The 23,076-nt window shown below is 72.9% G+C and carries 23 protein-coding genes; 17 read left to right on the top strand and 6 right to left on the bottom strand.

The genetic code is table 11. The annotated features are described in order from the left end of the window. Positions 1 to 24 precede the first annotated feature (24 nt). Entirely contained in the window at positions 25 to 1,077 is a 1,053-nt protein-coding gene (locus E1293_RS03120; RefSeq protein WP_132193552.1) for a polyprenyl synthetase family protein, read from the bottom strand. A 149-nt stretch (positions 1,078 to 1,226) separates the two neighbouring features. Between E1293_RS03120 and metF the strand changes: the two genes are divergently transcribed. Beyond that, complete coding sequence (gene metF, locus E1293_RS03115) at positions 1,227 to 2,162, top strand: methylenetetrahydrofolate reductase [NAD(P)H] (protein ID WP_132193550.1); 936 nt, start codon at positions 1,227 to 1,229, stop codon at positions 2,160 to 2,162. Here metF and E1293_RS03110 read toward each other — a convergent pair. From E1293_RS03110 to E1293_RS03100, 3 genes are read right to left on the bottom strand one after another with little or no spacing between them, the layout of a single operon-like run. Next, a complete protein-coding gene (locus E1293_RS03110) occupies positions 2,099 to 2,701 on the bottom strand; it encodes a GNAT family N-acetyltransferase (protein WP_132193548.1) in 603 nt (200 codons plus the stop codon). The genes metF and E1293_RS03110 overlap by 64 nt on opposite strands. A gap of 31 nt (positions 2,702 to 2,732) precedes the next feature. Beyond that, positions 2,733 to 3,083 carry an arsenate reductase family protein gene (locus tag E1293_RS03105; RefSeq protein WP_132193546.1) on the bottom strand — a complete coding sequence of 117 codons (351 nt, stop codon included), beginning with the start codon at positions 3,081 to 3,083 and terminating at the stop codon, positions 2,733 to 2,735. Further along, positions 3,083 to 3,547, bottom strand: a complete 465-nt coding sequence (locus tag E1293_RS03100; RefSeq protein WP_132193544.1) for a YbaK/EbsC family protein — start codon at positions 3,545 to 3,547, stop codon at positions 3,083 to 3,085. Before E1293_RS03100 ends, E1293_RS03105 begins: the two co-directional genes overlap by 1 nt. Before the next feature lie 24 nt (positions 3,548 to 3,571). On the opposite strand from E1293_RS03100, the gene E1293_RS03095 reads away from it, so the two are divergent. The 3 genes from E1293_RS03095 to E1293_RS03085 all read left to right on the top strand — a co-directional run bounded on the left by E1293_RS03095 (position 3,572) and on the right by E1293_RS03085 (position 6,680). Continuing rightward, the gene (locus E1293_RS03095) at positions 3,572 to 4,357 is read left to right on the top strand and encodes a L,D-transpeptidase family protein (protein WP_132193542.1); all 786 of its coding nucleotides are present in this window, start codon (positions 3,572 to 3,574) and stop codon (positions 4,355 to 4,357) included. A 234-nt stretch (positions 4,358 to 4,591) separates the two neighbouring features. Beyond that, a complete protein-coding gene (locus E1293_RS03090; RefSeq protein WP_132193540.1) occupies positions 4,592 to 5,095 on the top strand; it encodes an SAV_6107 family HEPN domain-containing protein in 504 nt (167 codons plus the stop codon). 397 nt (positions 5,096 to 5,492) lie between these two features. Beyond that, positions 5,493 to 6,680, top strand: a complete 1,188-nt coding sequence (locus tag E1293_RS03085) for a CoA transferase (protein WP_132193538.1) — start codon at positions 5,493 to 5,495, stop codon at positions 6,678 to 6,680. On the opposite strand, the gene E1293_RS03080 is transcribed toward E1293_RS03085, so the two are convergent. Next, positions 6,621 to 7,220, bottom strand: a complete 600-nt coding sequence (locus E1293_RS03080) for a hypothetical protein (protein ID WP_207938641.1) — start codon at positions 7,218 to 7,220, stop codon at positions 6,621 to 6,623. The genes E1293_RS03085 and E1293_RS03080 overlap by 60 nt on opposite strands. A 134-nt stretch (positions 7,221 to 7,354) precedes the next feature. Between E1293_RS03080 and E1293_RS03075 the strand changes: the two genes are divergently transcribed. Next, positions 7,355 to 8,764 (top strand): MFS transporter, encoded by a 1,410-nt coding sequence (locus tag E1293_RS03075; RefSeq protein ID WP_243715977.1) that lies wholly within the window; start codon positions 7,355 to 7,357, stop codon positions 8,762 to 8,764. 18 nt (positions 8,765 to 8,782) lie between these two features. On the opposite strand, the gene bldD is transcribed toward E1293_RS03075, so the two are convergent. After that, complete coding sequence (bldD, locus tag E1293_RS03070; RefSeq protein ID WP_132193536.1) at positions 8,783 to 9,277, bottom strand: transcriptional regulator BldD; 495 nt, start codon at positions 9,275 to 9,277, stop codon at positions 8,783 to 8,785. Positions 9,278 to 9,716: 439 nt separating this feature from the next. On the opposite strand from bldD, the gene pyrR reads away from it, so the two are divergent. The 12 genes from pyrR (at position 9,717) to coaBC (ending at position 23,005) form a co-directional block, all read left to right on the top strand. Further along, positions 9,717 to 10,292, top strand: coding sequence for a bifunctional pyr operon transcriptional regulator/uracil phosphoribosyltransferase PyrR (gene pyrR / locus E1293_RS03065; RefSeq protein WP_132193534.1), 576 nt, complete (start codon positions 9,717 to 9,719; stop codon positions 10,290 to 10,292). Continuing rightward, positions 10,289 to 11,230, top strand: a complete 942-nt coding sequence (locus E1293_RS03060) for an aspartate carbamoyltransferase catalytic subunit (protein ID WP_132193532.1) — start codon at positions 10,289 to 10,291, stop codon at positions 11,228 to 11,230. Before pyrR ends, E1293_RS03060 begins: the two co-directional genes overlap by 4 nt. Continuing rightward, entirely contained in the window at positions 11,227 to 12,513 is a 1,287-nt protein-coding gene (locus tag E1293_RS03055; RefSeq protein ID WP_132193530.1) for a dihydroorotase, read from the top strand. The genes E1293_RS03060 and E1293_RS03055 overlap by 4 nt, the downstream gene beginning before the upstream one ends. Further along, entirely contained in the window at positions 12,510 to 13,628 is a 1,119-nt protein-coding gene (gene carA, locus E1293_RS03050) for a glutamine-hydrolyzing carbamoyl-phosphate synthase small subunit (protein WP_132193528.1), read from the top strand. The genes E1293_RS03055 and carA overlap by 4 nt, the downstream gene beginning before the upstream one ends. Next, complete coding sequence (gene carB, locus E1293_RS03045; protein WP_132193526.1) at positions 13,628 to 17,014, top strand: carbamoyl-phosphate synthase large subunit; 3,387 nt, start codon at positions 13,628 to 13,630, stop codon at positions 17,012 to 17,014. The genes carA and carB overlap by 1 nt, the downstream gene beginning before the upstream one ends. A 70-nt stretch (positions 17,015 to 17,084) precedes the next feature. Then, positions 17,085 to 17,972 carry an iron-sulfur cluster-binding protein gene (locus tag E1293_RS03040; protein ID WP_132193524.1) on the top strand — a complete coding sequence of 296 codons (888 nt, stop codon included), beginning with the start codon at positions 17,085 to 17,087 and terminating at the stop codon, positions 17,970 to 17,972. Then, a complete protein-coding gene (locus tag E1293_RS03035) occupies positions 17,969 to 18,949 on the top strand; it encodes a dihydroorotate dehydrogenase (protein WP_132193522.1) in 981 nt (326 codons plus the stop codon). Before E1293_RS03040 ends, E1293_RS03035 begins: the two co-directional genes overlap by 4 nt. After that, on the top strand, positions 18,946 to 19,647 hold the full coding sequence (pyrF, locus tag E1293_RS03030; RefSeq protein WP_132193520.1) for an orotidine-5'-phosphate decarboxylase: 702 nt from the start codon (positions 18,946 to 18,948) through the stop codon (positions 19,645 to 19,647). The genes E1293_RS03035 and pyrF overlap by 4 nt, the downstream gene beginning before the upstream one ends. Positions 19,648 to 20,393: 746 nt before the next feature. Next, complete coding sequence (gene mihF, locus E1293_RS03025; RefSeq protein ID WP_026405770.1) at positions 20,394 to 20,720, top strand: integration host factor, actinobacterial type; 327 nt, start codon at positions 20,394 to 20,396, stop codon at positions 20,718 to 20,720. A gap of 136 nt (positions 20,721 to 20,856) precedes the next feature. Then, positions 20,857 to 21,396: a guanylate kinase gene (gene gmk, locus E1293_RS03020; protein WP_132193612.1), complete on the top strand. Its 540-nt coding sequence runs from the start codon at positions 20,857 to 20,859 to the stop codon at positions 21,394 to 21,396. 27 nt (positions 21,397 to 21,423) lie between these two features. Beyond that, a complete protein-coding gene (rpoZ, locus tag E1293_RS03015; RefSeq protein ID WP_021597645.1) occupies positions 21,424 to 21,678 on the top strand; it encodes a DNA-directed RNA polymerase subunit omega in 255 nt (84 codons plus the stop codon). A 106-nt stretch (positions 21,679 to 21,784) separates the two neighbouring features. After that, complete coding sequence (gene coaBC, locus E1293_RS03010) at positions 21,785 to 23,005, top strand: bifunctional phosphopantothenoylcysteine decarboxylase/phosphopantothenate--cysteine ligase CoaBC (protein ID WP_132193518.1); 1,221 nt, start codon at positions 21,785 to 21,787, stop codon at positions 23,003 to 23,005. Positions 23,006 to 23,076 lie beyond the last annotated feature (71 nt).

Raw genomic sequence — 23,076 nt, 5'->3', positions numbered from 1 at the left:
TGGCCGAATCGTGTCACGAGTCGCTCATGTGCTGCGTGTGGTGGCCGCGACGGCCAGGTCGGCGAGGGCGTGGCGTGCCTCTGCGGTGATCGGGGCCGATTCCAGGGCCTTCTCGGCCTCGCGGAGGTAGCGCTCGATCATGGCCTCGCAGGCGGCGAGGCCGCCGGTCTCCTCGATGATCCTGCGCAGCTCGTCCACGCCCGGGCGGTCGAGGGCGGGGTCGCCGAGGCGGCGCTCCAGCGACGCGGCCTGCGCCGAGGACGCGCGCGCCAGGGTGAGGGCGACCAGGACGGTCCGCTTGCCCTCGCGCAGGTCGTCGCCGGCGGGCTTGCCGGTCTCGGCCGGGTCGCCGAACACGCCGAGGACGTCGTCGCGGAGCTGGAAGGCGATGCCGAGCGGCAGGCCGTAGCCGGTCAGCGCGGCGAGCACGTCCGGGCGGGCACCGGCCAGCGCGGCGCCGAGGTGCAGCGGGCGCTCGATCGTGTACTTGGCGCTCTTGTACTCGACCACGCGCAGCGCCGCGTCGACGTTCGCCGCGCGGCGGGACCCCTCCAGCATGTCGAGGTACTGGCCGCACATGACCTCGGTGCGCATCAGGTCGTAGACGGCACGGCCGCGCTCCCGGCCGTCCCCGTCCAGCCCGCAGCTCTCGAACATCTCGCTCGACCACGCCAGGCACAGGTCGCCGAGCAGGATCGCGGCGCCGCCGCCGAACGCCTGCGCGTCGCCCGGCCACCCCTGCGCGCGGTGCAGCGCCTCGAACCGGCGGTGCGCGGACGGCTGGCCGCGGCGGATGTCGCTGGAGTCCATCACGTCGTCGTGGATCAGTGCGCTGGCCTGGAGCAGCTCCAGGGACGCGGCGGCGGCCACGATGCCGGGGGCGTCCCCGCCGCCGGCGGCGCGCCACCCCCAGTGGCAGAACGCGGGGCGCAGCCGCTTCCCGCCGCTCAGCAGGGCGTCGAGGGCGGACAGCAGCGGCCCGAGGTCCTCGCCGATGGCGAGCAGGGCCGGGCGCTGCCGGTCGACGAAGGCCAGGAGCGCCTCGTCGACCTCCTTGCGGATACGGCTGGTCGACATGCCCGAGATCGTATCCACCTGGGCGGTTTCAACCTCCCGTCGAAAACGTGAGAGGTCACTGGATTGTCGGAAATAGGGACATAACGCCCGTGCAGTGTGGTGAGCATCACGCGGAACGTCGGCCGGGGCTCCTTCTGTAGGCTTGGGGAATGCGACGCCTACGCCCCGATCGGCCCCCCACCGTGCGAGAGCTGCTGGCCTCCGGAGACCGGTCCTTCTCGTTCGAGTTCTCCCCGCCCAAGACCGACAAGGGCGCACGGAACCTGTGGCGCGCGATCCGCGAACTGGAGTCCCTGCACCCGACGTTCGTGTCGGTGACCTACGGCGCGGGCGGCGGCACCCGCGACAAGACCGTCGACATCGTCGAGCGGATCGCCACCGACACCACGCTCACCCCCGTCGCGCACTTCACCGCCGTAAACCACTCGCAGGCGGAGCTGCGCAACCTGATCGGCCGGTTCGCCGCGGCCGGCGTCCGCAACATCCTCGCCGTGCGCGGCGACCCGCCCGGCGACCCGATGGGGGAGTGGGTCAAGCACCCCGACGGCGTCGAGTACGCCGCCGACCTCGTCCGGATGATCCGCTCCTACGGCGACTTCAGCGTCGGCGTCGCCGCGTTCCCCTACAAGCACCCGCGCTCGCACGACGTGGAGAGCGACACCCGCTACTTCGTGGACAAGTGCCGGGCCGGGGCCGACTACGCGATCACCCAGATGTTCTTCCGCGCCGAGGACTACTTCCGGCTGCGCGACCGCGTCGACGCCGCCGGCTGCGACGTGCCGATCCTGCCCGGCATCATGCCGGTCACCCAGATCAGCACGATCGAGCGGTCCGAGCAGCTGTCGGGCGCGCCGTTCCCGCCCGAGGTCAGGGCCCGGTTCGACGCCGTCGCGGACGACCCGGAGGCGGTCCGCAGGCTCGGCATCGAGCACGCCGCGCAGGTGTGCGGCGAACTGCTCGACCAGGGCGCGCCCGGCATCCACTTCATCACGTTCAACAAGTCCACGGCGACGCGCGAGGTCTACTCGCTGCTGGACGGCGCCGGGTACGGCGCCAGGGGCAGCGTCCCGCCCATGACCGCGTAGCGGGGCCCGCCGCCGGGAAACTCGAAGCCGGCCAGCAGATCGACCATGCCGACCGAGCGGTACAGGGTGCGCGCCGGAGTGTCCGGCGTCCTGTCGAGCGTCGACAGGACGACCGTCCGCTCGGGCCGCCCCTCGCACAGCGCGCCGAGGAGGCCGCGGCCGAGGCCCTTGCCCTGCGCCTGCGGATGGACGTGCAGCTCCGCGACCTCGAACGTGTCCTCCAGCCACCCGTCGGCGTGCTCGGGGCCCTCCAGGTCGCACAGCGCCTGGTGGACGACGTCGTGCCACCACTGGCCGCGCGTCCCGTGGAACCCGTACGCGAACCCCTGGACCGGGCTCGGCATGACGCGCAGCGCACCGGGCCGCTCGGCCACGAACGCGCGGAACCCCGGATACGAGGTGTGCCGCTCCATGATGGTGTGCCGGCCCGGAAGCTGCTCGTTCGGCGGTTCCATCGCGGCCGCGTACACGTCCAGCATGGGGCTGAGCCTGCGCAGGAAGGCGCGTTGGTCGATCTCGCGGAGCTTCGGGTCCCTCACCCGACAGAGACTAGACCCGCGCGGTGCCCCGTCACCGGTCGTCGAGGGCCTTGCGCACCGATTCGGGATCACGCGCCACGACCGCCGTGCCGCCGGTCAGGACGATCGGACGCTGGATCAGCACCGGATTCGCCACCATGACCTCGATCCAGCGGGCGCGGTCGTGCTCAAGCTCCTTGAGACCGAGCTCCTTGGCGACCGGCTCGTTCAGCCGAGCCACGTCCCACGGCTCGGCGCCGATCCGGGTGAGGACCGCGTCCAGCTCCTGCGCCGTGGGCGGCTCGTCCAGGTAGCGGCGCTCGGTGTACTCCACGCCCGCCTCGTCCAGTGCGGCCTTGGCGGCCCGGCTCTTCGAGCAGCGCGGGTTGTGCCAGATCTCCATCACTCCACCTCCACCGGGGTGCCCCCGGTGATCCGCAGCAGTTCGTCGTAGGACGTGGGGAAGACGGTGTGCGGGTGCCCGCCCGCCGCCCACACCTGGCCGTGCTTCTCCAGCCAGACGTCCACGAGCGTGCGGACCGGCGCCGGGTGGCCGATCGGCGCGACGCCCCCGATCGGCTGGCCGGTCGCCTCCCGGACGAACTCCGGCGTCGCCCGCCGCACCTTCGCGGCGCCCACCAGCGCCGCGACCTTCGCCGTGTCGACGCGGTGCGCCCCGCTGGTCAGCACCAGCAGCGGCGCCCCGTCGGCGTCGAACACCAGGCTGTTGGCGATCGCGCCGACCTCGCAGCCCACCTGCTCGGCGGCGGCCTGCGCCGTCCGCGCGGAGTCGGGAAGCTCCACGATGACCCCGGTCGCGCCCTGGTCGAGCAGGGCCTTCGCGACGATTTCGGCATTCGGATGCATGGGTAGCACCTTAAGGTCAAGCGCATGCGAGGGAGACCGATCGACGTGCGGAAGAGCGCGGTCCTGCTGATCGCGGCCGTCCTCCTGGCGGGCTGCGACGACTCCGGCGCCGCGGCGCCGGCCCCACCGGAGGGCTCGCCGTCCACGACGCCGGCGAAGCCGACCCCGAGCCCTACGCCCACCCACCGCAAGCTGAAACCCGGCGCCAAGGGCGCCGACGTCAAGGCACTTCAGCACCGCCTCAAGGAACTGCACTACGACCCCGGCAAGGCGGACGGGAAGTACGGGCCGTCCACCCAGACGGCCGTCTGGGCGTTCCAGGCCGTCAACCGCCTCAAGCTGAAGGGGACGCTCTCCACGTCGTTCTGGGACGCCCTGGACGCCCCCAAGGAACCGCGTCCGATGGCCAAGAAGCGCGAGAAGAACCGCGTCGACGTCGACCTGAAGCGGCAGTACCTCGTCCTCTACAAGGACGGCCGGCCGCGGCTCATCTCGCACATTTCGTCGGGCTCCGGCCAGTACTACTGCGCCAAGGACCGCGGCGCCACCGTCGCGCGCTGCCGCTACGCCTCCACGGGCACGGGCGACTTCCGGACGGGGCGCCGCGCCTCCGGCTGGGAGACGTCGCCGCTCGGGCAGCTCTACAACCCCATCTACTTCAACGGCGGCATCGCCTTCCACGGCGCCCTGGACGTCCCGAAGGACCCGGCCTCGCACGGCTGCGTCCGGATGCCGATGCACATCGCCGAGTACTTCCCGGACCTCCTCGGCACGAACGTTCCCGTGCACGTCAGACGCCCCGGGAAGTGACCTCCGGCACCGCCTCTGACCTGCGGCGCACGACACGCGTTCGAACACGTTGACGAATCGCCGCCGGGGCGGTTTACTGTGAATGCGTCGAACTTATGTTCGAGGTGGTGCGGGACTCGCGGCCCGCGCCAGGGCGACGTCCCCGCCGGTCGCGGTGTTTCGGCGGGACGGACGGCCGGGCGGAGTGAGGGGAAGCTCTCCGCCCGGCCGGCCCGAGCCCGGAAGGAGGCAGACATGTCCGGAACGGTGACCGCACGGGGTATCCACTCCGCCGCCCAGTCCGTCCCATCGCCGAGCCCACGCCCACGCCACCGCCCGCTGCCCGCCCCGCGGCCGGCGCACACGGCCGCCGGCCAGCTGCACGCGGCCCGGATGGGCCTCGCCGAGGCGGCCGAGGCCACCTCGCCCGCCGTCCGCTACGTCTGCGCCCACCTGGCCGCGCTGCGCGCCGCCGCCGCGGTGCTGGCGTCCAAGGAGCCACTGGAGACCCACCGCCGCGGACGTCCCCGCAGCGTGTGGGTGCTGCTGCCCGAGGCCGAGCCCGCGCTGCGCGAGTGGGCCGCCTTCTTCGCCGCCGGCGCCGACAAGCGCGCCGCCGCCGAGGCGGGCCTCCCGCGCGCCGCCACCCCGCGCGAGGCCGAGGAGCTGCAGCACGACGCCGAGGTCTTCGTCACCCTCGTCGAGGACACCCTCGGCATCGACGGGCAGCCGACGCTGCCCGTCCCCGAGGCCGGCTGAGCGATCACGGAGGCCCGTCCCACCTCCCCGGGACCGGCCACGCCGGGGGCCGGGGCCGCCCCGCCGACCTCACCGCAGGGCGGCTCCCGGCCCCCGGCGCCCCGCGCGATCGCGCCGGCGGCGGCCGCAACCCCCCGAGCCGGCCCCGCCGGCGCGATCCCCACCCTGTGCCGGTCGCCCTGTGCCGGTCGCCCTGTGCCGGTCGCCCTGCGGCCGTCGCCCTGCGGCCGTCGCCCTGCGGCCGTCGCCCTGCGGGCGGTCGAAGCGGGGGCGGTCGGCGTGAGGCCGATCCGGTGCGACGCTGATCGGTGCGCCGCGGCCGGCCGGGTGCCGGCGGTGTGCGTCGGGTGACACCCGTTCGCGGGGGCGGGCGGGGTGTGCTGGTAGACATCGCTTCATGACGGGAACGCTGCCGCTGGACGGGATGCGCGTGGTGGAGCTGTCCAGCTTCGTCGCGACGCCGCTGGGTGGGATGACGCTGGCGCAGCTCGGCGCGGACGTCATCCGCGTCGACCAGGTCGGGGGCGGCCCCGACATCGATCGCTGGCCGCTGGCGCCGTCCGGGCGGAGCCTGTACTGGGCCGGGCTGAACAAGGGCAAGCGTTCCGTCACCGTCGACCTGCGTTCAGCCGAGGGACGCGAGGTGGCCGCGGATCTCGTCGCCGAATGCGGTGTCGTCCTGACCAACGCACCGCCGCGCCCGGGGCTCACCTACGACGAGCTGAGCGCGGTGAGGGCGGACTTGATCCACGTCCAGCTCCAGGGGACCCGCGAAGGCGGCAACGCCGTCGACTACACGGTGAACGCCGCCACGGGCTTCCCGTCGATCACGGGCCCGTCCGGCCAGGAGACCCCCGTCAACCACGCTCTGCCCGCCTGGGACGTGGCATGCGGCCTCTACATGGCCATCGGGCTGCTGGCGGCCGAGCGGCACCGTCTGCGCACGGGAGAGGGGCAGCGGCTCCAGGTGGCGTTGCAGGACGTCGCCCTGGCCACGGCGGGAAATCTCGGCTATCTGGCCGAGGCGCAACTGGGCGAGTCCAGGCCTCGCCTGGGTAACCACCTGTTCGGCGACTTCGGGCGCGACTTCGCCACCGCGGACGGACGCGTCATGGTGGCCGTCCTCACCGCCCGGCACTGGCGCGACCTTGTGGACGCCACCGGTCTCGGCGAGGTGGCCGGTGCCCTCGAACGCGCCCTGGGCGCCGACTTCCGCCGCGCGGGCGACCGCTACGGCCACCGTGAGGCGCTCGGCGGCGTGCTCGCCCACTGGTTCGCGTCCCGCACATGCGAGCAGGTGGCGGACGGCCTGAAGGGTGCGTCCGTCCTGTGGTCCCGTTACCGCGACTTCGCGGAAGTGGCCGCCGGCCTCCACGGCGAACCCCTCATGGCCCCGCTGGACCAGCCCGGCATAGGCACGCACCTGGCGCCGGGTTCTCCGGTTCGGCTCGGGGACGCCTCACGTCCGCCCGATCCCGCCCCCCTGCTGGGCGAGCACACCGACCAGGTGCTGCGGGACGTCCTGTCACTGCCCCGGCAGCGCATCGAGGCGCTCCGGGCGAACGGTGCCGTCGGGGGTCCTTGATCTGCTGGAAAGGCCGGCATCGCCCCTCGCGGTCGCCCGTCGGGTGGAGCCGGCCCGGCGCCGGTAGGAGACGGCCAGAGCGGCGAGCAGCGGTGCCCAGGCGACGAGCGGGAGGTAGAGGAAGCCGGTGATGGTGTGGCCGGCCGGGGTCATGTCGTCGGCGGGCATCGTCCACCAGGCCAGGAGCGGCGTCCAGAGGACGGCGAGGACGGCGACGCCCAGCCAGGCCGGGATCAGCGCCGCGGGCGGCGGGACGTTCCTGCCGCCGATGACCGGAATCCAGCGCGGAACCACCTCGCCCCACCGCTGCACGAGACCGAGGCAGAGGAGCGCGGCGCCCTCGCTGACCACGGCGAGCAGCACCAGGTACGCGGGCCCCCAGAAGCCGGGCGGGCAGACGGTCCGGTAGCCGGCGTCGGTGTAGCCGAGGTGGAGGCCCGTGGCGAGGCCGAGCCGCCAGATGCCGGACGGCAGCGCCAGCAGTGTGATGGCGTGTGCGGCCCAGCGCGTCCAGCGCGGGGTGGAGGCGGAGTTCGTCATACATCGATCGTGGCGGGGCCGGGCGCGGCCGTGCCTCCCGCCGCAGGGGCGGCGCCCTCACCCGTATGGGGGATCGCTGACGGTTCGTCCGCTTATGAGATCGTTAGAGCGGCGAACTACAGGAGGGGACCTCGGTGGCGGGGCAGGGCGGGCGCGGGCTGGTGCCGCTGCTGGCGTTCCTCGGGGTGATGGCCTACTCGCTGTCGATGGCCGTGGTGACGCCGGCGCTGCCGCAGATCCAGGACGGCCTGCACACGACCCCGGCGGGTGCGGCGTGGGCGCTCACCGCGATGACGCTGTCCGCGGCGGTCGCCACCCCGGTGGCCGGGCGGCTGGGCGACCTGTACGGGCCCCGGCGCGTGCTGCTCGCGGTCCTGGGGGTCGCCACCGCCGGGATGGTCGTCGCGGCCCTGGCCGGGACCGTGCCGGTGATGCTGGCCGGACGCGTCCTGTCCGGCATCGGCGGCGGCGTCTTCCCGCTGGCGTACACGATCATCCGGGACGTCGTCCCGCCCGCCCGGACGGCCTCGGCCGTCGGCCTCATGTCGTCCATGCTGGGGCTCGGCGGCGCCGTGTCCTGGTGCCTGGCCGGGCCGATCATCGACTACCTCGGCTGGCGGTGGCTGCTGTGGCTGCCGGTCGCGGGCCTCGTGCCCGGGGTGGCGCTCGCCTGGTGGATCGTGCCGCGGTCGGCGCCCAAGGCGGCGGCGAAGGTCGACTGGTGGGGCGCGGCCCTCTTCGGGGCCTGGCTGGTGGCGGCGCTCACCGCCCTCACGGAGGGTATGGACTGGGGCTGGACGTCGCCCGGCGTCCTCGGCCTGCTCGCGCTGTCGGCCGCGGCCGCCGGCGCCTGGCTGTGGACGGAGAACCGCGTCGCCGAGCCGCTGATCGACCTGCGGCTGATGCGGGTGCGCGGCGTCTGGACGGCGAACGCCGCGTCGCTGCTGTCCGGCTACGCGCTCATGGCCGGCGGCCTGCTGTTCCCGCTGCTCGTCCAGCTTCCGGACGGCACCGGCTTCGGATTCGGCGGGACGGCCACCCAGGCGGCCCTCCTGCAGCTCCCCGCCAGCATCGGCATGACGGCCGCGGGCATGACGGCCGGCCTCCTGGACCGGCGCATCGGCTCCCGCATGGTCCTGTTCGGCGGCGCGCTGATGACCGGCCTCGGCTACGCGTTCGTGGCGTTCCAGCACGCCGCCATGTGGCAGCTCTACGTCGGCGGCCTGGCGCGGGGCATCGGGCTGGGCTTCGCCTACGCCGCCGTGGCGAACCTGGTCGTCGCCGCCGTCCCGGCGGGGGAGACGGGCGTGGCCACGGGCATCAACACGCTGATCCGGACGGTCGGCGCGTCCCTGGGGACCCAGATCACCGCGGTCGTCATCGTGGTCGTCCCTGGCGAGGGCGGCTACGCGACCGGCTTCGCCGTGAGCGCCGCCGTGATGGCCGCCGTCCTCCCGCTGGCCCTCCTCGTCCCGCGCCGGAGGCCCCCCGGACGCGGAACGGGGCCCGGCGCGGTGCCGGACCCCGTAACGGCCGTGCGGTGAAACAGGTGAAGCGGTGGATCAGAACGACTCGACGGCGCGGCGCGCCTCCGGGTCGAGGACGCCCCAGCCGATGAGCTCCTCGGTGAGCTCGGTCGGGGACTTGTCATAGATGACCGCGAGTGAACGCAGGTCTTCCTGGCGGATGAACAGGACCTTTCCGTTGTAGTCGCCCCGCTGGCTTTGAATCGTCGCGGCGTAACGGGCGAGAGGACCGGCCTTGTCTTTCGGAAGCTGCTGCAACCGCTCTAGATCGATCACGAGCTTGGGTGTAGGCCCGAGCGGGCTCGGCGCGGCTCCGCCGGGCAGCAACTCGGAAACCGGCACGCCATAGAAATCGGCGAGCTCGGCCAGCTTCTGAACGGTGACGGCGCGGTCGCCCCGCTCGTACGAACCCACGACGACGGCCTTCCAGCGGCCGCGGGATTTCTCTTCCACACCGTGCAGGGACAGGCCCTGCTGGGTGCGGATGGCGCGCAGTCGCGCGCCGAGAGCCTTTGCGTATTCAGACGGCATTCTGCGGCCCCCCAGGCTCACTTTCGTCGTCGTCGGACCCCGGTCTTCAGTCACCGGGGGGAGACGGATTCTCGAAGCCGGAAGGCCGCGGGAGTCCGTCCCCAGGGATGGTTACGGACAGTGACGGTAAAACGGGTACGGCCCCAGGTCAAGCTGATTGGAAAAAAGCGGTCGAAATCCGCAGGACTCGATCGGAGCCGCCCGGACGCCCGCCACGCCCCGCGGGCAAGGCGCGGCGGCCCGTTCCCGGTCCCGTCCGGCGCCCCGGAAGGGTGCCGAATGTGACCCCTCTCACCTGCGAAGACGTGGAGCGGTCCGGATGCGGGCCGGACCCGCCCGGCTGCTAACGTGTGGGGGACAAGACGTCCTTTAAGGCCCGTCCCGTGAGGCGGGGAAGGAGGTTCAGGCGGTGAATGCTGCCCCGAGGCAGGAGCAGCGCGTGGCGGACGGTGACCCCCGGCCCAAGGCCGTTCTGGAGGGTCCCGACATCAGACGCGCGCTCACCCGGATCGCACACGAGATCCTCGAGCGGACCAAGGGCGGGCACGACGTCCTGCTGCTCGGCATCCAGACCCGCGGCGTGACGCTGGCCGAGCGGCTCGCCGGGGCGCTGCGCGAGGTCGAGGGCCGCCCGGTGCCCTGGGGCTCGCTCGACGTGACCATGTACCGGGACGACCTGCGGATGCGGCCGGCCCGCGCGCTCGGCCGCACCGAGCTGCCCGCCGAGGGCGTCGACGACAGGGTCGTCGTGCTCGTCGACGACGTGCTGTTCTCCGGCCGGACGGTGCGCGCCGCGCTCGACTCGCTGAACGACCTCGGCCGGCCCCGCGCGGTCCAGCTGGCCGTGCTGGTCGACCGCGGGCACCGGCAGCTGCCGATCCGCGCCGACTACGTGGGCAAGAACCTGCCCACCTCGATGCGCGAGACCGTGAAGGTCCTGCTGGACGAGAACGACGGGCGGGACGCGGTCCTGCTCGGCCCCGTGCCGGCCGGTTCCGCGGGAGGTGCCGAATGAACCGCCATCTGATCTCCGCCGCCGACCTGAGCCGCGATGACGCGCTGCTCGTCCTCGACACGGCCGAGGAGCTCGCGCGGATCGCGGGCCGCTCCATCAAGAAGCTGCCCACGCTGCGCGGCCGGACGGTCGTCAACCTGTTCTTCGAGGACTCCACCCGGACCCGCATCTCGTTCGAGGCCGCCGCCAAGCGGCTGTCCGCGGACGTGATCAACTTCTCCGCCAAGGGCTCCAGCGTGTCCAAGGGCGAGAGCCTGAAGGACACGGCGCTCACCCTGGAGGCGATGGGCGCCGACGGCGTCGTCGTCCGGCACGGCGCGTCCGGTGCGCCGCACCGGCTCGCCCGCTGGGTGCGGGGCAGCGTCGTCAACGCCGGCGACGGCACCCACGAGCACCCCACGCAGGCGCTCCTGGACGCGTTCACGATGCGCAAGCGCCTCGGCGGCCTGGAGGGCCGCAAGGTCACGATCGTCGGGGACGTCCTGCACAGCCGGGTGGCACGATCCAACGTCCTGCTGCTGGACACCCTCGGCGCGGACGTCACCGTGGTCGCGCCGCCGACGCTCCTCCCGGTCGCCATCGACACGTGGCCGTGCTCGGTGTCCTACGACCTGGACGGCGTCATCCCGAAGAGCGACGTCATCATGATGCTGCGCGTCCAGCAGGAGCGGATGAACGCCGCCTACTTCCCGACGGTGCGCGAGTACAGCCGCCGCTACGGGCTGGACGCCGAGCGCATGGCGGAGCTGCCCGAGCACGCCATCGTCATGCACCCGGGGCCGATGAACCGCGGCGTGGAGATCGCCGCCGAGGTCGCCGACTCCGTCCGGTCCACGATCGTCGAGCAGGTCGCCAACGGCGTCAGCGCCCGCATGGCGGTCCTCTACCTGCTGCTCGGCGGGTCCGAGCCCGCCATCGGCCAGGAGGTCGCCCAGTGAGCGCGTACATCATCAGGGGCGCCCGGCTCCTCGGCGGCGAGGCCGCCGACATCCTCGTCCGGAACGCCTCCATCGCCGAGGTCGGCCCGGGGCTGGACGGGGCCGGGGCCGAGGTCGTCGACGCCCGGGGGCTCGTCGCCCTCCCGGGTCTCGTCGACCTGCACACCCATCTGCGCGAGCCGGGCCGCGAGGACGCCGAGACCGTCGAGTCCGGGACGAAGGCCGCCGCCATGGGCGGGTTCACCGCCGTCCACGCGATGGCCAACACCGACCCGGTCGCCGACACGGCCGGCGTGGTCGAGCAGGTGTGGCGCCTCGGGCGCGAGGCCGGGTACTGCGACGTCCAGCCCGTCGGGGCCGTCACGCGCGCCATCGCCGGCGCGCAGCTCGCCGAGCTGGGCGCGATGGCCGACTCCGCCGCGCAGGTGCGGGTCTTCTCCGACGACGGGCACTGCGTGTCGGACGCGGTCATCATGCGCCGCGCGCTGGAGTACGTGAAGGCGTTCGGCGGCGTCGTCGCCCAGCACGCCCAGGAGCCGCGCCTCACCGAGGGCGCGCAGATGAACGAGGGCGAGATGTCGGCCGCGCTCGGCCTGGCCGGCTGGCCGGCCGTCGCCGAGGAGGCGATCATCGCCCGGGACGTGCTGCTCGCCCAGCACGTCGGGTCGCGGCTGCACGTGTGCCACGTGTCCACGGCCGGGTCGGTGGAGATCATCCGGTGGGCGAAGAGCAAGGGCTGCCCGGTGACCGCCGAGGTCACCCCGCACCACCTGCTGCTGACCGACGGCGAGGCCGGGTCCTACGACCCGATCTTCAAGGTCAACCCGCCGCTGCGCACCGCCGACGACGTCACCGCGCTGCGGCACGCCCTCGCCGACGGGACGATCGACTGCGTCGCCACCGACCACGCCCCGCACCCGGTCGAGGCCAAGGAGACCGAGTGGGCCGTCGCCGCGATGGGCATGATCGGCCTGGAGACGGCGCTCCCGGTCGTCCAGGAGGCGATGGTCGAGACCGGGCTGCTCGACTGGGCCGGGGTCGCCGACCGCATGTCGTCCCGGCCCGCGCAGATCGGCCGCCTTTCCGGACAGGGCCGTCCGCTGGAGGCAGGTTCGCCCGCCAACATCACGCTGTACGACCCGTCGCCTCGCCGCGCCGTGGACCCGTCCGCGCTGACGTCCAAGAGCCGCAACACCCCGTTCGCGGGGCTGGAGCTGCCCGGACGTGTCGTCGCGACGTTCCTGCGCGGCAAGCCGACCGTCCTCGAAGGGAAGCTTCAATGACCCCTGCTCTGCTCGTTCTGGAAGACGGCAGGGTGTTCCGCGGGGCCGCGTACGGGGCCGAGGGGGAGACCTTCGGCGAGATGGTCTTCAACACCGGCATGACCGGCTACCAGGAGACCCTGACCGATCCCTCGTACGCGCGCCAGATCGTGGCGATGACGTCCCCCCACATAGGCAACACCGGCATCAACGGCGAGGACCCCGAATCGCGGCGCATCCAGGTGGCCGGTTACGTGGTGCGTGAGCCCGCCCGGGTCGCGTCCAACTGGCGCGCCACCGGCTCGCTGGGTTCGGCGTTGCGCGACCAGAGCGTCGTGGGCATCGCCATCTCGGGCACGCGCGCGCTGACGCGGCACCTCCGCGACAGGGGTGCGATGCGCGCCGGCATCTTCAGCGGGGCCGACGCGGTAGCGCTGGGCGAGGACGCCCTGGTCGAGCGTGTACGGCAGAGCCCTTCGATGGAGGGCGCCGACCTCGCGCGGGACGTTTCCACCAAGGAGCCCTACGTCGTCCAGGCGGAGGGCGAGAGGCGCTTCACGGTCGCGGCCGTGGACCTCGGCATCAAGTCGATGACGCCGCACCGGATGTCGGAGCGGGGCTGCGAGGTTCACGTCCTGCCCGCGACCAGCACGACCGAGGAGATCCTCGCCCTCGCCCCCGACGGCGTGTTCTTCTCCAACGGCCCTGGGGACCCGGCTGCCGCCGGATACGCGGTGGACGCGCTGAAAGGCGTCCTCGACGCGGGGACGCCGTTCTTCGGCATCTGCTTCGGGAACCAGATCTTCGGCCGCGCCCTCGACCTCGGGACGTACAAGCTGAGGTTCGGCCACCGGGGCATCAACCAGCCCGTCCAGGACCGGACGACCGGCAAGGTCGACGTGTCGGCCCACAACCACGGGTTCGCCGTGAAGGCCCCGACCGACGGCTCCTTCGACACGCCCTACGGCCCCGGCGAGGTCAGCCACGTCAACCTGAACGACGGGTGCGTGGAGGGGCTGAGGCTCCTGGAGAGGCCCGCGTTCAGCGTCCAGTACCACCCGGAGGCCGCGGCCGGCCCGCACGACGCGTCCGGGCTCTTCGACCGTTTCTGCGAACTGATGGAGGGGTCGAGGTAATGCCGCGCCGCGAAGACCTGACGTCCGTCCTGGTCATCGGCTCCGGGCCGATCGTCATCGGGCAGGCGTGCGAGTTCGACTACTCCGGCACGCAGGCGTGCCGGGTGCTGAAGGCCGAGGGCCTGCGGGTGACGCTGGTCAACAGCAACCCGGCCACGATCATGACCGACCCCGAGTTCGCCGACGCGACCTACGTCGAGCCGATCACCCCCGAGGTCGTCGAGAAGATCATCGCCAAGGAGCGGCCGGACGCGCTGCTGCCCACCCTGGGCGGCCAGACGGCCCTGAACACGGCCATCGCGCTCTACGAGAGCGGCGTCCTCGCCGAGTACGGGGTCGAGCTGATCGGCGCCGACGTGGACGCGATCCAGGCCGGGGAGAACCGGGAGAAGTTCAAGGACGTCGTCGCCAAGGTGGCGCGCGAGCAGGGACTGAACGCCGAGTCCGCCCGGTCGGTCATCTGCCGCTCGATGGACGACTGCCTGGCGGCCGCCGGGGGGCTCGGCTACCCGCTCGTCGTCCGGCCGTCCTTCACGATGGGCGGGCGGGGCTCCGGCTTCGCCCACGGCGAGGACGACCTGCGCCGCATCGCCGGCGCCGGGCTGGACGCGTCCCCGACCGGCGAGGTGCTCCTGGAGGAGTCGATCCTCGGCTGGAAGGAGTACGAGCTGGAGGTCATGCGCGACCGCCACGACAACGTGGTGATCGTGTGCTCGATCGAGAACCTCGACCCGATGGGCGTGCACACCGGCGACTCGATCACGGTCGCGCCCGCGCTGACGCTGACCGACCGCGAGTACCAGAACATGCGGGACGTCGCGATCGCGGTGATCCGCGAGGTCGGCGTCGACACCGGCGGCTGCAACATCCAGTTCGCCGTGCACCCCGGCACCGGCCGGATGATCGTCATCGAGATGAACCCGCGGGTGTCGCGGTCGTCGGCGCTGGCGTCCAAGGCCACCGGCTTCCCGATCGCCAAGATCGCGGCCAAGCTGGCGATCGGCTACACCCTCGACGAGATCCCGAACGACATCACCCGGGAGACGCCCGCGTCCTTCGAGCCGACCCTCGACTACGTCGTGGTGAAGGTGCCCCGGTTCGCGTTCGAGAAGTTCCCCGGCGCCGACGGGACGCTCACCACGCACATGAAGTCCGTGGGCGAGGCCATGGCCATCGGCCGCTGCTTCACCGAGGCCCTGCAGAAGGCCCTGCGGTCGCTCGAGCAGAAGGGCTCGTCGTTCAGCTGGGCAGGCGAGGCCGACGCCGCGGCCCTGGTCGAGTCGGCCGGCCGTCCGCACGATGGGCGGCTCAAGGACGTCCAGCGCGCGCTCTGGGCGGGAGCCACCATCCAGGACATGTATGAGGCGACCGGCATCGATCCCTGGTTCCTGGACCAGATCACGGCCGTCAACGAGGTCGCCGAGGAGATCCGCACCGCCGAGGACGCGCTCACCAAGGACAAGATCCTGCGCGCCAAGCGGCACGGGTTCTCCGACGCGCAGATCGGCGAGCTGCGCGGCCTCTCCGAGGAGGTCGTCAGGGAGCTGCGGCACGCGCTCGGCATCCGTCCCGTGTACCTGACCGTGGACACGTGCGCCGCCGAGTTCGAAGCCCGGACCCCGTACCTGTACTCCGCCTACGACGAGGAGACCGAGGTGCCGCCGGGCGCCAAGCCCAAGGTGCTGATCCTGGGCAGCGGCCCCAACCGCATCGGCCAGGGCGTCGAGTTCGACTACTCGTGCGTCCACGCGTCGTTCACGCTGGCCGAGGCGGGCTACGAGACCGTGATGGTCAACTGCAACCCCGAGACGGTCTCCACCGACTACGACACCTCCGACCGCCTCTACTTCGAGCCGCTCACGCTGGAGGACGTCCTGGAGGTCGTCTACGCGGAGCAGCAGTCCGGTGAGGTCGCGGGCGTCATCGTCCAGCTCGGCGGGCAGACGCCCCTGGGGCTCGCCCAGAAGCTCAAGGACGCCGGCGTGCCGATCGTGGGCACGTCCCCGGAGAGCATCCACCTCGCGGAGGAGCGCGGTGCGTTCGGACGGGTCCTGCACAGGGCGGGGCTGCTCGCGCCCAAGCACGGCACCGCCACGTCCTACGAGGAGGCCCGCGAGATCGCCGACGAGATCGGTTACCCGGTTCTCGTCCGTCCCTCCTACGTGCTGGGCGGACGCGGCATGGAGATCGTGTACGACGACGTCACGCTGGAGTCGTACATGGCCCGCGCCACGGTGGCGCTGGGCGCGGAGGCACTGCTCGAACACCCCGTTCTCGTCGACCGCTTCCTGGACGAGGCCATCGAGATCGACGTCGACGCCCTGTTCGACGGCGAGGAGCTCTACCTCGGCGGTGTGATGGAGCACATCGAGGAGGCCGGCATCCACTCCGGCGACTCGGCGTGCGCCCTGCCGCCCATCACCCTGGGGCACGACGACATCCGCCGCATCCGGGAGTCGACGGAGGCGCTCGCACGCGGCGTCGGCGTGCGCGGGCTCATGAACGTCCAGTACGCGCTCTCCGCGGGCGTGCTGTACGTCCTGGAGGCGAACCCGCGCGCGTCCCGCACGGTGCCGTTCGTGTCCAAGGCGACCGCCGTGCCGCTCGCCAAGGCGGCGGCGCGCGTGATGATGGGCGCCACCGTCGCCGAGCTGCGCGCCGAGGGCCTGCTGCCCGCGACGGGCGACGGCGGGACGCTGCCGCTGGACGCGCCCATCGCGGTGAAGGAGGCCGTCCTCCCGTTCGACCGGTTCCGCAACGAGCGCGGCCAGGGCGTCGACATCGTGCTCGGCCCGGAGATGCGCTCGACCGGCGAGGTCATGGGCATCGACGAGGTCTTCGGAACCGCGTTCGCCAAGTCGCAGCAGGCCGCCTACGGCTCGCTGCCGACCAAGGGGCGCGCGTTCGTGTCCGTGGCGAACCGGGACAAACGGCACATGGTGTTCCCGGTGAAACGCCTCGCTGACCTGGGCTTTGAGATTCTTGCCACGGAGGGGACCGCGGAGGTCCTGCGCCGCAACGGCGTGCGTGCCAAGATCGTGCGCAAGCACAGCGAGGGTCCGGGCCCGTCCGGTGAGCCCACGATCGTGCGGCGCGTCCTGGACGGCGAGGTCGACCTCATCGTCAATACTCCCTTCGGCAGCCCCGGGCAGTCCGGGCCGCGGCTCGACGGTTACGAGATCCGTACCGCGGCCGTGCTGCGGGGCGTACCGTGCGTGACGACCGTGCAGGGTCTCGCGGCGGCGGTGCAGGGCATCGAGGCCGTCACCGGCGGCCTCGTCGGCGTCCGCTCCCTCCAGGAGCACGCCGAGCGGATCGGCGGCGCCCGCGGGACCGGCGGTGCCGGCGCGGACGCCGGCGCCGGTGACGCCGTGCAGCCCGGGTGAGGACAGGCCGCGCGGGCCGGGCGGACGCCGCTCCGGCCCGCGCGGCGCACGACTGAGGAGAGGGAGACGGGTGTCCGACACACCGGTGCAGACGTCGGCGACGGTTCTGACGGTCCGCCAGGTGCAGGACTACCACGCGATGACGCTGGTGGCCCCGGCCATCGCCGAGCGGTTCAGGCCCGGCCAGTTCGTGGCGCTCGCCGTCGGCGGCGAGCACACCTCCCGCCTGGTCCGGCGCTTCTTCGGGGTGCACGAGGTCAAGTCCGACTACGGCGGGACCGTCGAGCTGGTGTTCGCCGACACCGAGCCGGGCACCGCGTGGCTCGCCGGGCGCCGCTCCCGCGACCAGATCGACCTCGTCGGGCCGCTCGGCCGCCCGTTCCGGCTGCCGCGCGACCCGGTGAACTGCCTGCTCGCCGCAGGCGGGCCCGGCGGCGCGGCCGTGTTCGCGCTCGCCGACTCGCTGCTGCGGCGCGGCTGCCAGGTGCACTTCGTCCTCGCCGGGACGTCCGCGCGGCAGGTGTTCGGCTCCCGCATGGCGCAGCGCATCGGCGACAGCTCGGCCGTCGTCACCGAGGACGGGTCGATGGGGGAGAAGGGCACCGTCCGCGACGTGCTGCCCCGCGTCATCGAGGAGACGGGCACAGACGTCGTCTACGGCTGCGGACCCACCGGCCTGCTCCGGTCGGTCACGCAGGTCGCCGGCGACTTCGGGCTCCCCTCGCAGGTGTCGGTGGAGGAGTTCCTGCAGCGGACCGGCGCGTGCGGCATCGGCGTGTGCATGACGTGCATGCTGCCCGTCCACGGCGAGGACGGCGTGACCCGCATGGTCCGCGCCTGCGCGGACGGTCCCGTCCTGCGCGGCGACCGCGTCCGCTGGGGCGACCTCGGAACCATCCCGTTCGACGCGCTCGGTGCGCCGCGCGTCCTGAGCGTCAACGAAGGGGGCTCCCAATGAGCGACCGGGTCACGACCACCCTCGGGCCCCTGGAGCTTCCCAATCCCGTCCTGACGGCCTCAGGGTGCGGCGGGACGGGGCGCGAGCTCGCCCCGTTCTTCGACCTCACCCGCCTTGGCGCGTTCGTCACCACGTCCGTGATGGCCCAAGCGCGCGCGGGACGCCCCACACCCCGCGTGACGGAAACGCCCAGCGGCCTCCTGACGGCCATGGGGCTTCCCGGGCCGGGCGTGGAGACGTTCCTGGAGCACGACCTCCCCTGGCTCATGGAGCAGGAGGTCCGCACGATCGTCTCCGTCGCGGGCAACAGCGTCGAGGAGTACGGCGAGCTGGCGCGGCGGCTCCGGCACGTCCCGGGCGTCGCCGCGATCGAGGTCAACATCGCCTGCCCCAACGTCGAGGACCGCGGGCGCATGTTCGCCTGGCACCCGTCCGCCGCCGCGTCCGTCGTGCGGGCGGTCCGCGACCACGCCCGGCCCGGCGTCCCGATCTTCGCCAAGCTCGCCCCCGACGTGACCGACATCGTCACCATCGCGCTCGCCTGCGTCGACGCGGGCGCCGACGGCCTCACCCTGATCAACACCATGGAGGCCATGGCGATCGACCCGGAGACGCTGCGCCCCGCCCTCACCGGCGTGTCGGGGGGCCTGTCCGGGCCCGCCGTCCGGCCGGTCGCGATCCGCTGCGTCTACCAGGTGCACGCCGCGCTGCCCAGCACGCCCGTCATCGGCGTCGGCGGCATCGCCACCGGCCTGGACGCCCTGGAGTTCATCCTCGCCGGGGCGTCCGCCGTCGCCGTCGGCACCGCCCTCTTCCACGACCCGACGGCCGGCCCGCGCGTCCTGCGCGAACTGGAGGAGGCCCTCGCGGCCCGCCGCATCAGCCGCCTCGCCGACGCCGTGGGCCTCGCGCACAAGCCCGCCGGATACGTCCCGCCCCAGGTGCGCCCGCAAGAGCCCGAGAAGGAGAAGCTGTGACCGCCGCCCCCACCGCCGCCCCCATCGCCGTCGCGCTGGACGCGCCCGACCTGGAGACGGCCGCGCGCTGGGCCACCCTGGTCACACCGCACGTCTCCACCGTCAAAGTGGGCCTGGAGCTGTACCTGCGCTACGGGCCGGACGTGGTCGCCAGCGTCCGCGGCGCCAGCCGCGTCCAGGTCTTCCTCGACCTCAAGCTGCACGACATCCCGGCCACCGTGCGCGGCGCCGCCCGCGCCGTGGCGCGCCTCAAGCCGTCGTACCTGACCGTGCACGCCGCCGGCGGGCCCGCGATGATCCGGGAGGCGGTCGAGGCCGCCCCGGCCAGCAAGATCGCGGCGGTGACCGTCCTGACGTCGCTGGGCGAGGCGGATCTGACCGCCCTGGGCCTCGCGGGGCCCGCCCGGGACGCCGTCCGCCGGCTCGCCGTCCTCGCCGTCGAGGCGGGCGCTCAGGCCCTCGTGTGCTCCCCGCAGGAGGCCGCGGCCGTCCGCGCCGAGGTCGGACCGGACATCACGCTCATCACGCCCGGTGTCCGCCCCGCCGGCGCCGACACCCAGGACCAGGCCCGCGTCGCCACCCCCGAGGCCGCGCTGGCCGCCGGCGCCGACCTGCTGGTCATCGGCCGCCCCATCACCGGCGCCCCCGACCCGGGCGCCGCCGCGGCCGCCATCGCCGCCGCCCTGCGCCGGGTGTGAGGTCCGCGCGTGCGGCCGGGGCGCGCGCTGATTGGGGTGCGCGGTGGCACAGAACTGCATTGCGGACGAGTATTGCGGCGCACGGGATCGCGCATTGTGGTTTTAGTCGCATGCGAATGCGGAGGCCGAGTCACGCCGCATTGCGATACGTGCCGGCCGGGCGAACTCGTTCACGCGGAGTGGCGATTCCGGGCCGCGGACGGTCGTCGGCGGCCGGGCGGCGGTTCCGCGTCCATGACGCCGCCCTGGCGGCGGGCTGGGGAGCTGGTGCGGTGCGGGAGTCCTCCGGAGGCGGAGAGCGGATCTTGGCGGGTCGTGCTGTCGAGGATGACAGTAACGCTCCCGCGGCGACGTGCGGAACGGCCCGGCGTGATGAGCGTCACTCGGTCGGGATCATTTGTGGGAGACCTCACAGGGGGGTGCCGGCGGGTGCCGCGAGGCGGTGCCGGGGCCGTCGCGGGACGGTCCGGCGCGGGCGGGAACCGGGCCGGCAAACCGGTGCCGAGTGCCGCATTTGGGGTCCGAAAGGGGGGATTTTCACGATCACGCGAAAGTCCCAGCAAGGCAGGGGGATGTGCCGCCGAGGGCCCCGGATTGTGTACACTCCGTATTGAGGACACTCCGGGGAGTGATTTTCATGAATTTATGGCGGGCTAAACGGCACTTCACGTTGCCTTATGGGCGGTGAACTCGCTAGTTTCCCAACCCGTCCGACTCCGTCGAGTGGAAACCTGAGGTGACCCGGCGTGGCTCTTCCGCCCCTAACCCCCGAACAGCGCGCCGCAGCCCTGGAAAAGGCTGCCAAGGCTCGCAAGGAGCGGGCCGAGGTTAAGAACCGGCTCAAGCACGGGGGAACCTCGCTCGCCGAGGTTCTCAAAGAGGGTCAGTCCGACGACGTCATCGGAAAGATGAAGGTGTCGGCCCTCCTCGAATCACTGCCCGGTGTGGGCAAGGTCCGTGCGAAGCAGATCATGGAGCGTCTGGGCATCGCCGAGTCCCGCCGTGTGCGGGGCCTCGGCGCCAACCAGCGCGCCTCCCTGGAGCGTGAGTTCGGCGGAAGTGCGAACCGCTGACGCGCGACTCGCGGGCGGGCGCGGCGGTCAGGCCGCCGCGGCCGGGCCCGGGCTCCCCGGTCCCGGCACCACCTCGCCCGTCTCCGGCGCTCCCGCGCCGGAATGCTCCAGCCAGCATGGCCCGCTCGCGCGGCGGCTGACGGTCCTGTCCGGGCCGTCGGGCGTCGGCAAGAGCACGGTCGTCGCCGAGATCCGGCGCTCACACCCCCGGGTGTGGCTGTCGGTCTCGGTGACCACCCGGGCCCCGCGCCCGGGTGAGACCGATGGTGTGCAGTACTTCTTCGTCGACGACGCCGGTTTCGACCGGCTCGTCGACGGGGGAGAGCTCCTCGAATGGGCCGAGTTCGCGGGGAACCGCTACGGCACCCCCCGCCGGCCCGTCGAGGAACGCCTCTCCCGGGGCGAGCCCGTGCTCCTGGAGATCGACCTCCAGGGCGCCCGGCAGGTCCGCCGGTCCATGACCGAGGCGCTGCTGGTGTTCCTCGCTCCGCCCAGCTGGGCGGAGCTCGTCCGCCGGCTCACCGGCCGCGGCACCGAGGCCCCCGAGGTCATCGAGCGCCGGCTGGAGGCCGCCCGCGTCGAGCTCGCCGCCGAGAAGGAGTTCGACGTCACGCTCGTCAACACGTCCGTGCGGGACGTCTGCGATGAGCTGCTAGCCTTGATGGCTGTCCAATAGACGTGGAATCTAGCGGAAGGCCACCGAGTGGCAGCCAGCAATGAGGGCATCACCAATCCCTCGATCGACGAGCTCCTGGAGGTCGTCGACACCAAGTACGGCCTCGTGAGCATCGCGGCCAAGCGCGCCCGGCAGATCAACGCCTACTACGCCCAGCTGGGCGAGGGCCTGCTGGAGTACGTCGGCCCGCTCGTCGAGACGCAGGTCCAGGAGAAGCCGCTGTCGATCGCACTCCGCGAGACGCGCGAGGGCCTCCTGAACGCCGAGCCCATCGAGGGCTGACCCCCCAAAGGCGGCGGCCGTCTTCGCCGGTGCCGAAGTGTCCTCTGGGGGGCGACCCCCAGACCCCGATGCGGACACGTCCACCGCCTGATGGGATCGTGGCGACATGACCTCCCCCAAGCCGCGTGTCGTGCTCGGCGTGAGCGCCGGCATCGCCGCGTACAAGGCGTGCGAGCTGCTCCGGCGGCTCACCGAGTCGGGCCACGACGTGACCGTCGTCCCGACCGCTGACGCGCTGCGCTTCGTCGGCGAGCCGACCTGGGCCGCCCTGTCGGGCAACCCCGTCTCGCCGCAGGTGTGGGACGGCGTCGCCGAGGTGCCGCACGTCAGGCTGGGCCAGCACGCCGACCTGGTGTTCGTCGCGCCCGCCACCGCCGACCTGCTCGCCAGGGCGGCGCACGGGCTGGCCGACGACCTGCTCACCAACACCCTGCTCACCGCCAGTTGCCCGGTCGTGTTCGCGCCCGCGATGCACACCGAGATGTGGCGGCACCCGGCGACGCAGGCGAACGTGGCGACGCTCCGGGCGCGCGGCGCGGTCGTCGTCGAGCCCGCGTCCGGGCGCCTCACCGGCAAGGACACCGGCCCCGGCAGGCTGCCCGACCCGGCCGAGCTGTTCGAGGTCGCCCGGCACGTCCTGGCCCGCGGCGCCGCGGGCCGCGACCTCGCCGGACGGCACGTCGTCGTGTCCGCCGGCGGCACCCGCGAGCCCCTCGACCCCGTCCGCTTCATCGGGAACCGCTCGTCCGGCCTGCAGGGCTACGCCCTCGCCCGGACGGCCGCCGCCCGCGGCGCCCGCGTGACGCTCGTCGCCGCGAACGTCGCGCTGCCCGATCCGGCCGGGGCGGAGGTCGTCGCCGTCGGGTCGGCCGAGGAGATGCACAAGGCGGTCGTGGCGGCCGCCGGCGCCGCCGACGCGGTGGTGATGGCCGCGGCCGTCGCCGACTTCCGCCCGGCCGGCTACCGCGGCTCGAAGATCAAGAAGGCGGAGGGCGCGGAGCCGGAGCCGATCCGGCTCGTCAAGAACCCCGACATCCTGGCCGAACTCGGCGCGACACGCCGTCCCGGCCAGGTGATCGTCGGTTTCGCGGCCGAGACCGACGACGTCCTCGCCAACGGCCGCGCCAAGCTCGCCCGCAAGGGTAGCGACCTCCTCGTCGTCAACCAGGTCGGCGAGGACCTGACCTTCGGCCGCCCGGACAACGCGGCGGTGATCCTCGGCGCGGACGGCTCGCGGACCGAGGTGCCGCGCGGCGCCAAGGAGGCGCTCGCCGAGATCGTCTGGGATCTGGTCGAGGCTCGCTTGAGTCCCGTGCCCCCGGATTGACCGTGCCGGTATCGTGCGGTGGTCCCGCTAGACTTCGGGTCCCGGCATCCGCGGGGAGCCCGGGGGCATCT

The organism is Actinomadura darangshiensis, from assembly GCF_004349235.1.
Lineage (GTDB): Bacteria > Actinomycetota > Actinomycetes > Streptosporangiales > Streptosporangiaceae > Spirillospora > Spirillospora darangshiensis.
The sequence above is the reverse complement of the archived record's forward strand: the minus strand, read 5'-3'. Positions and strand labels throughout refer to the sequence as shown.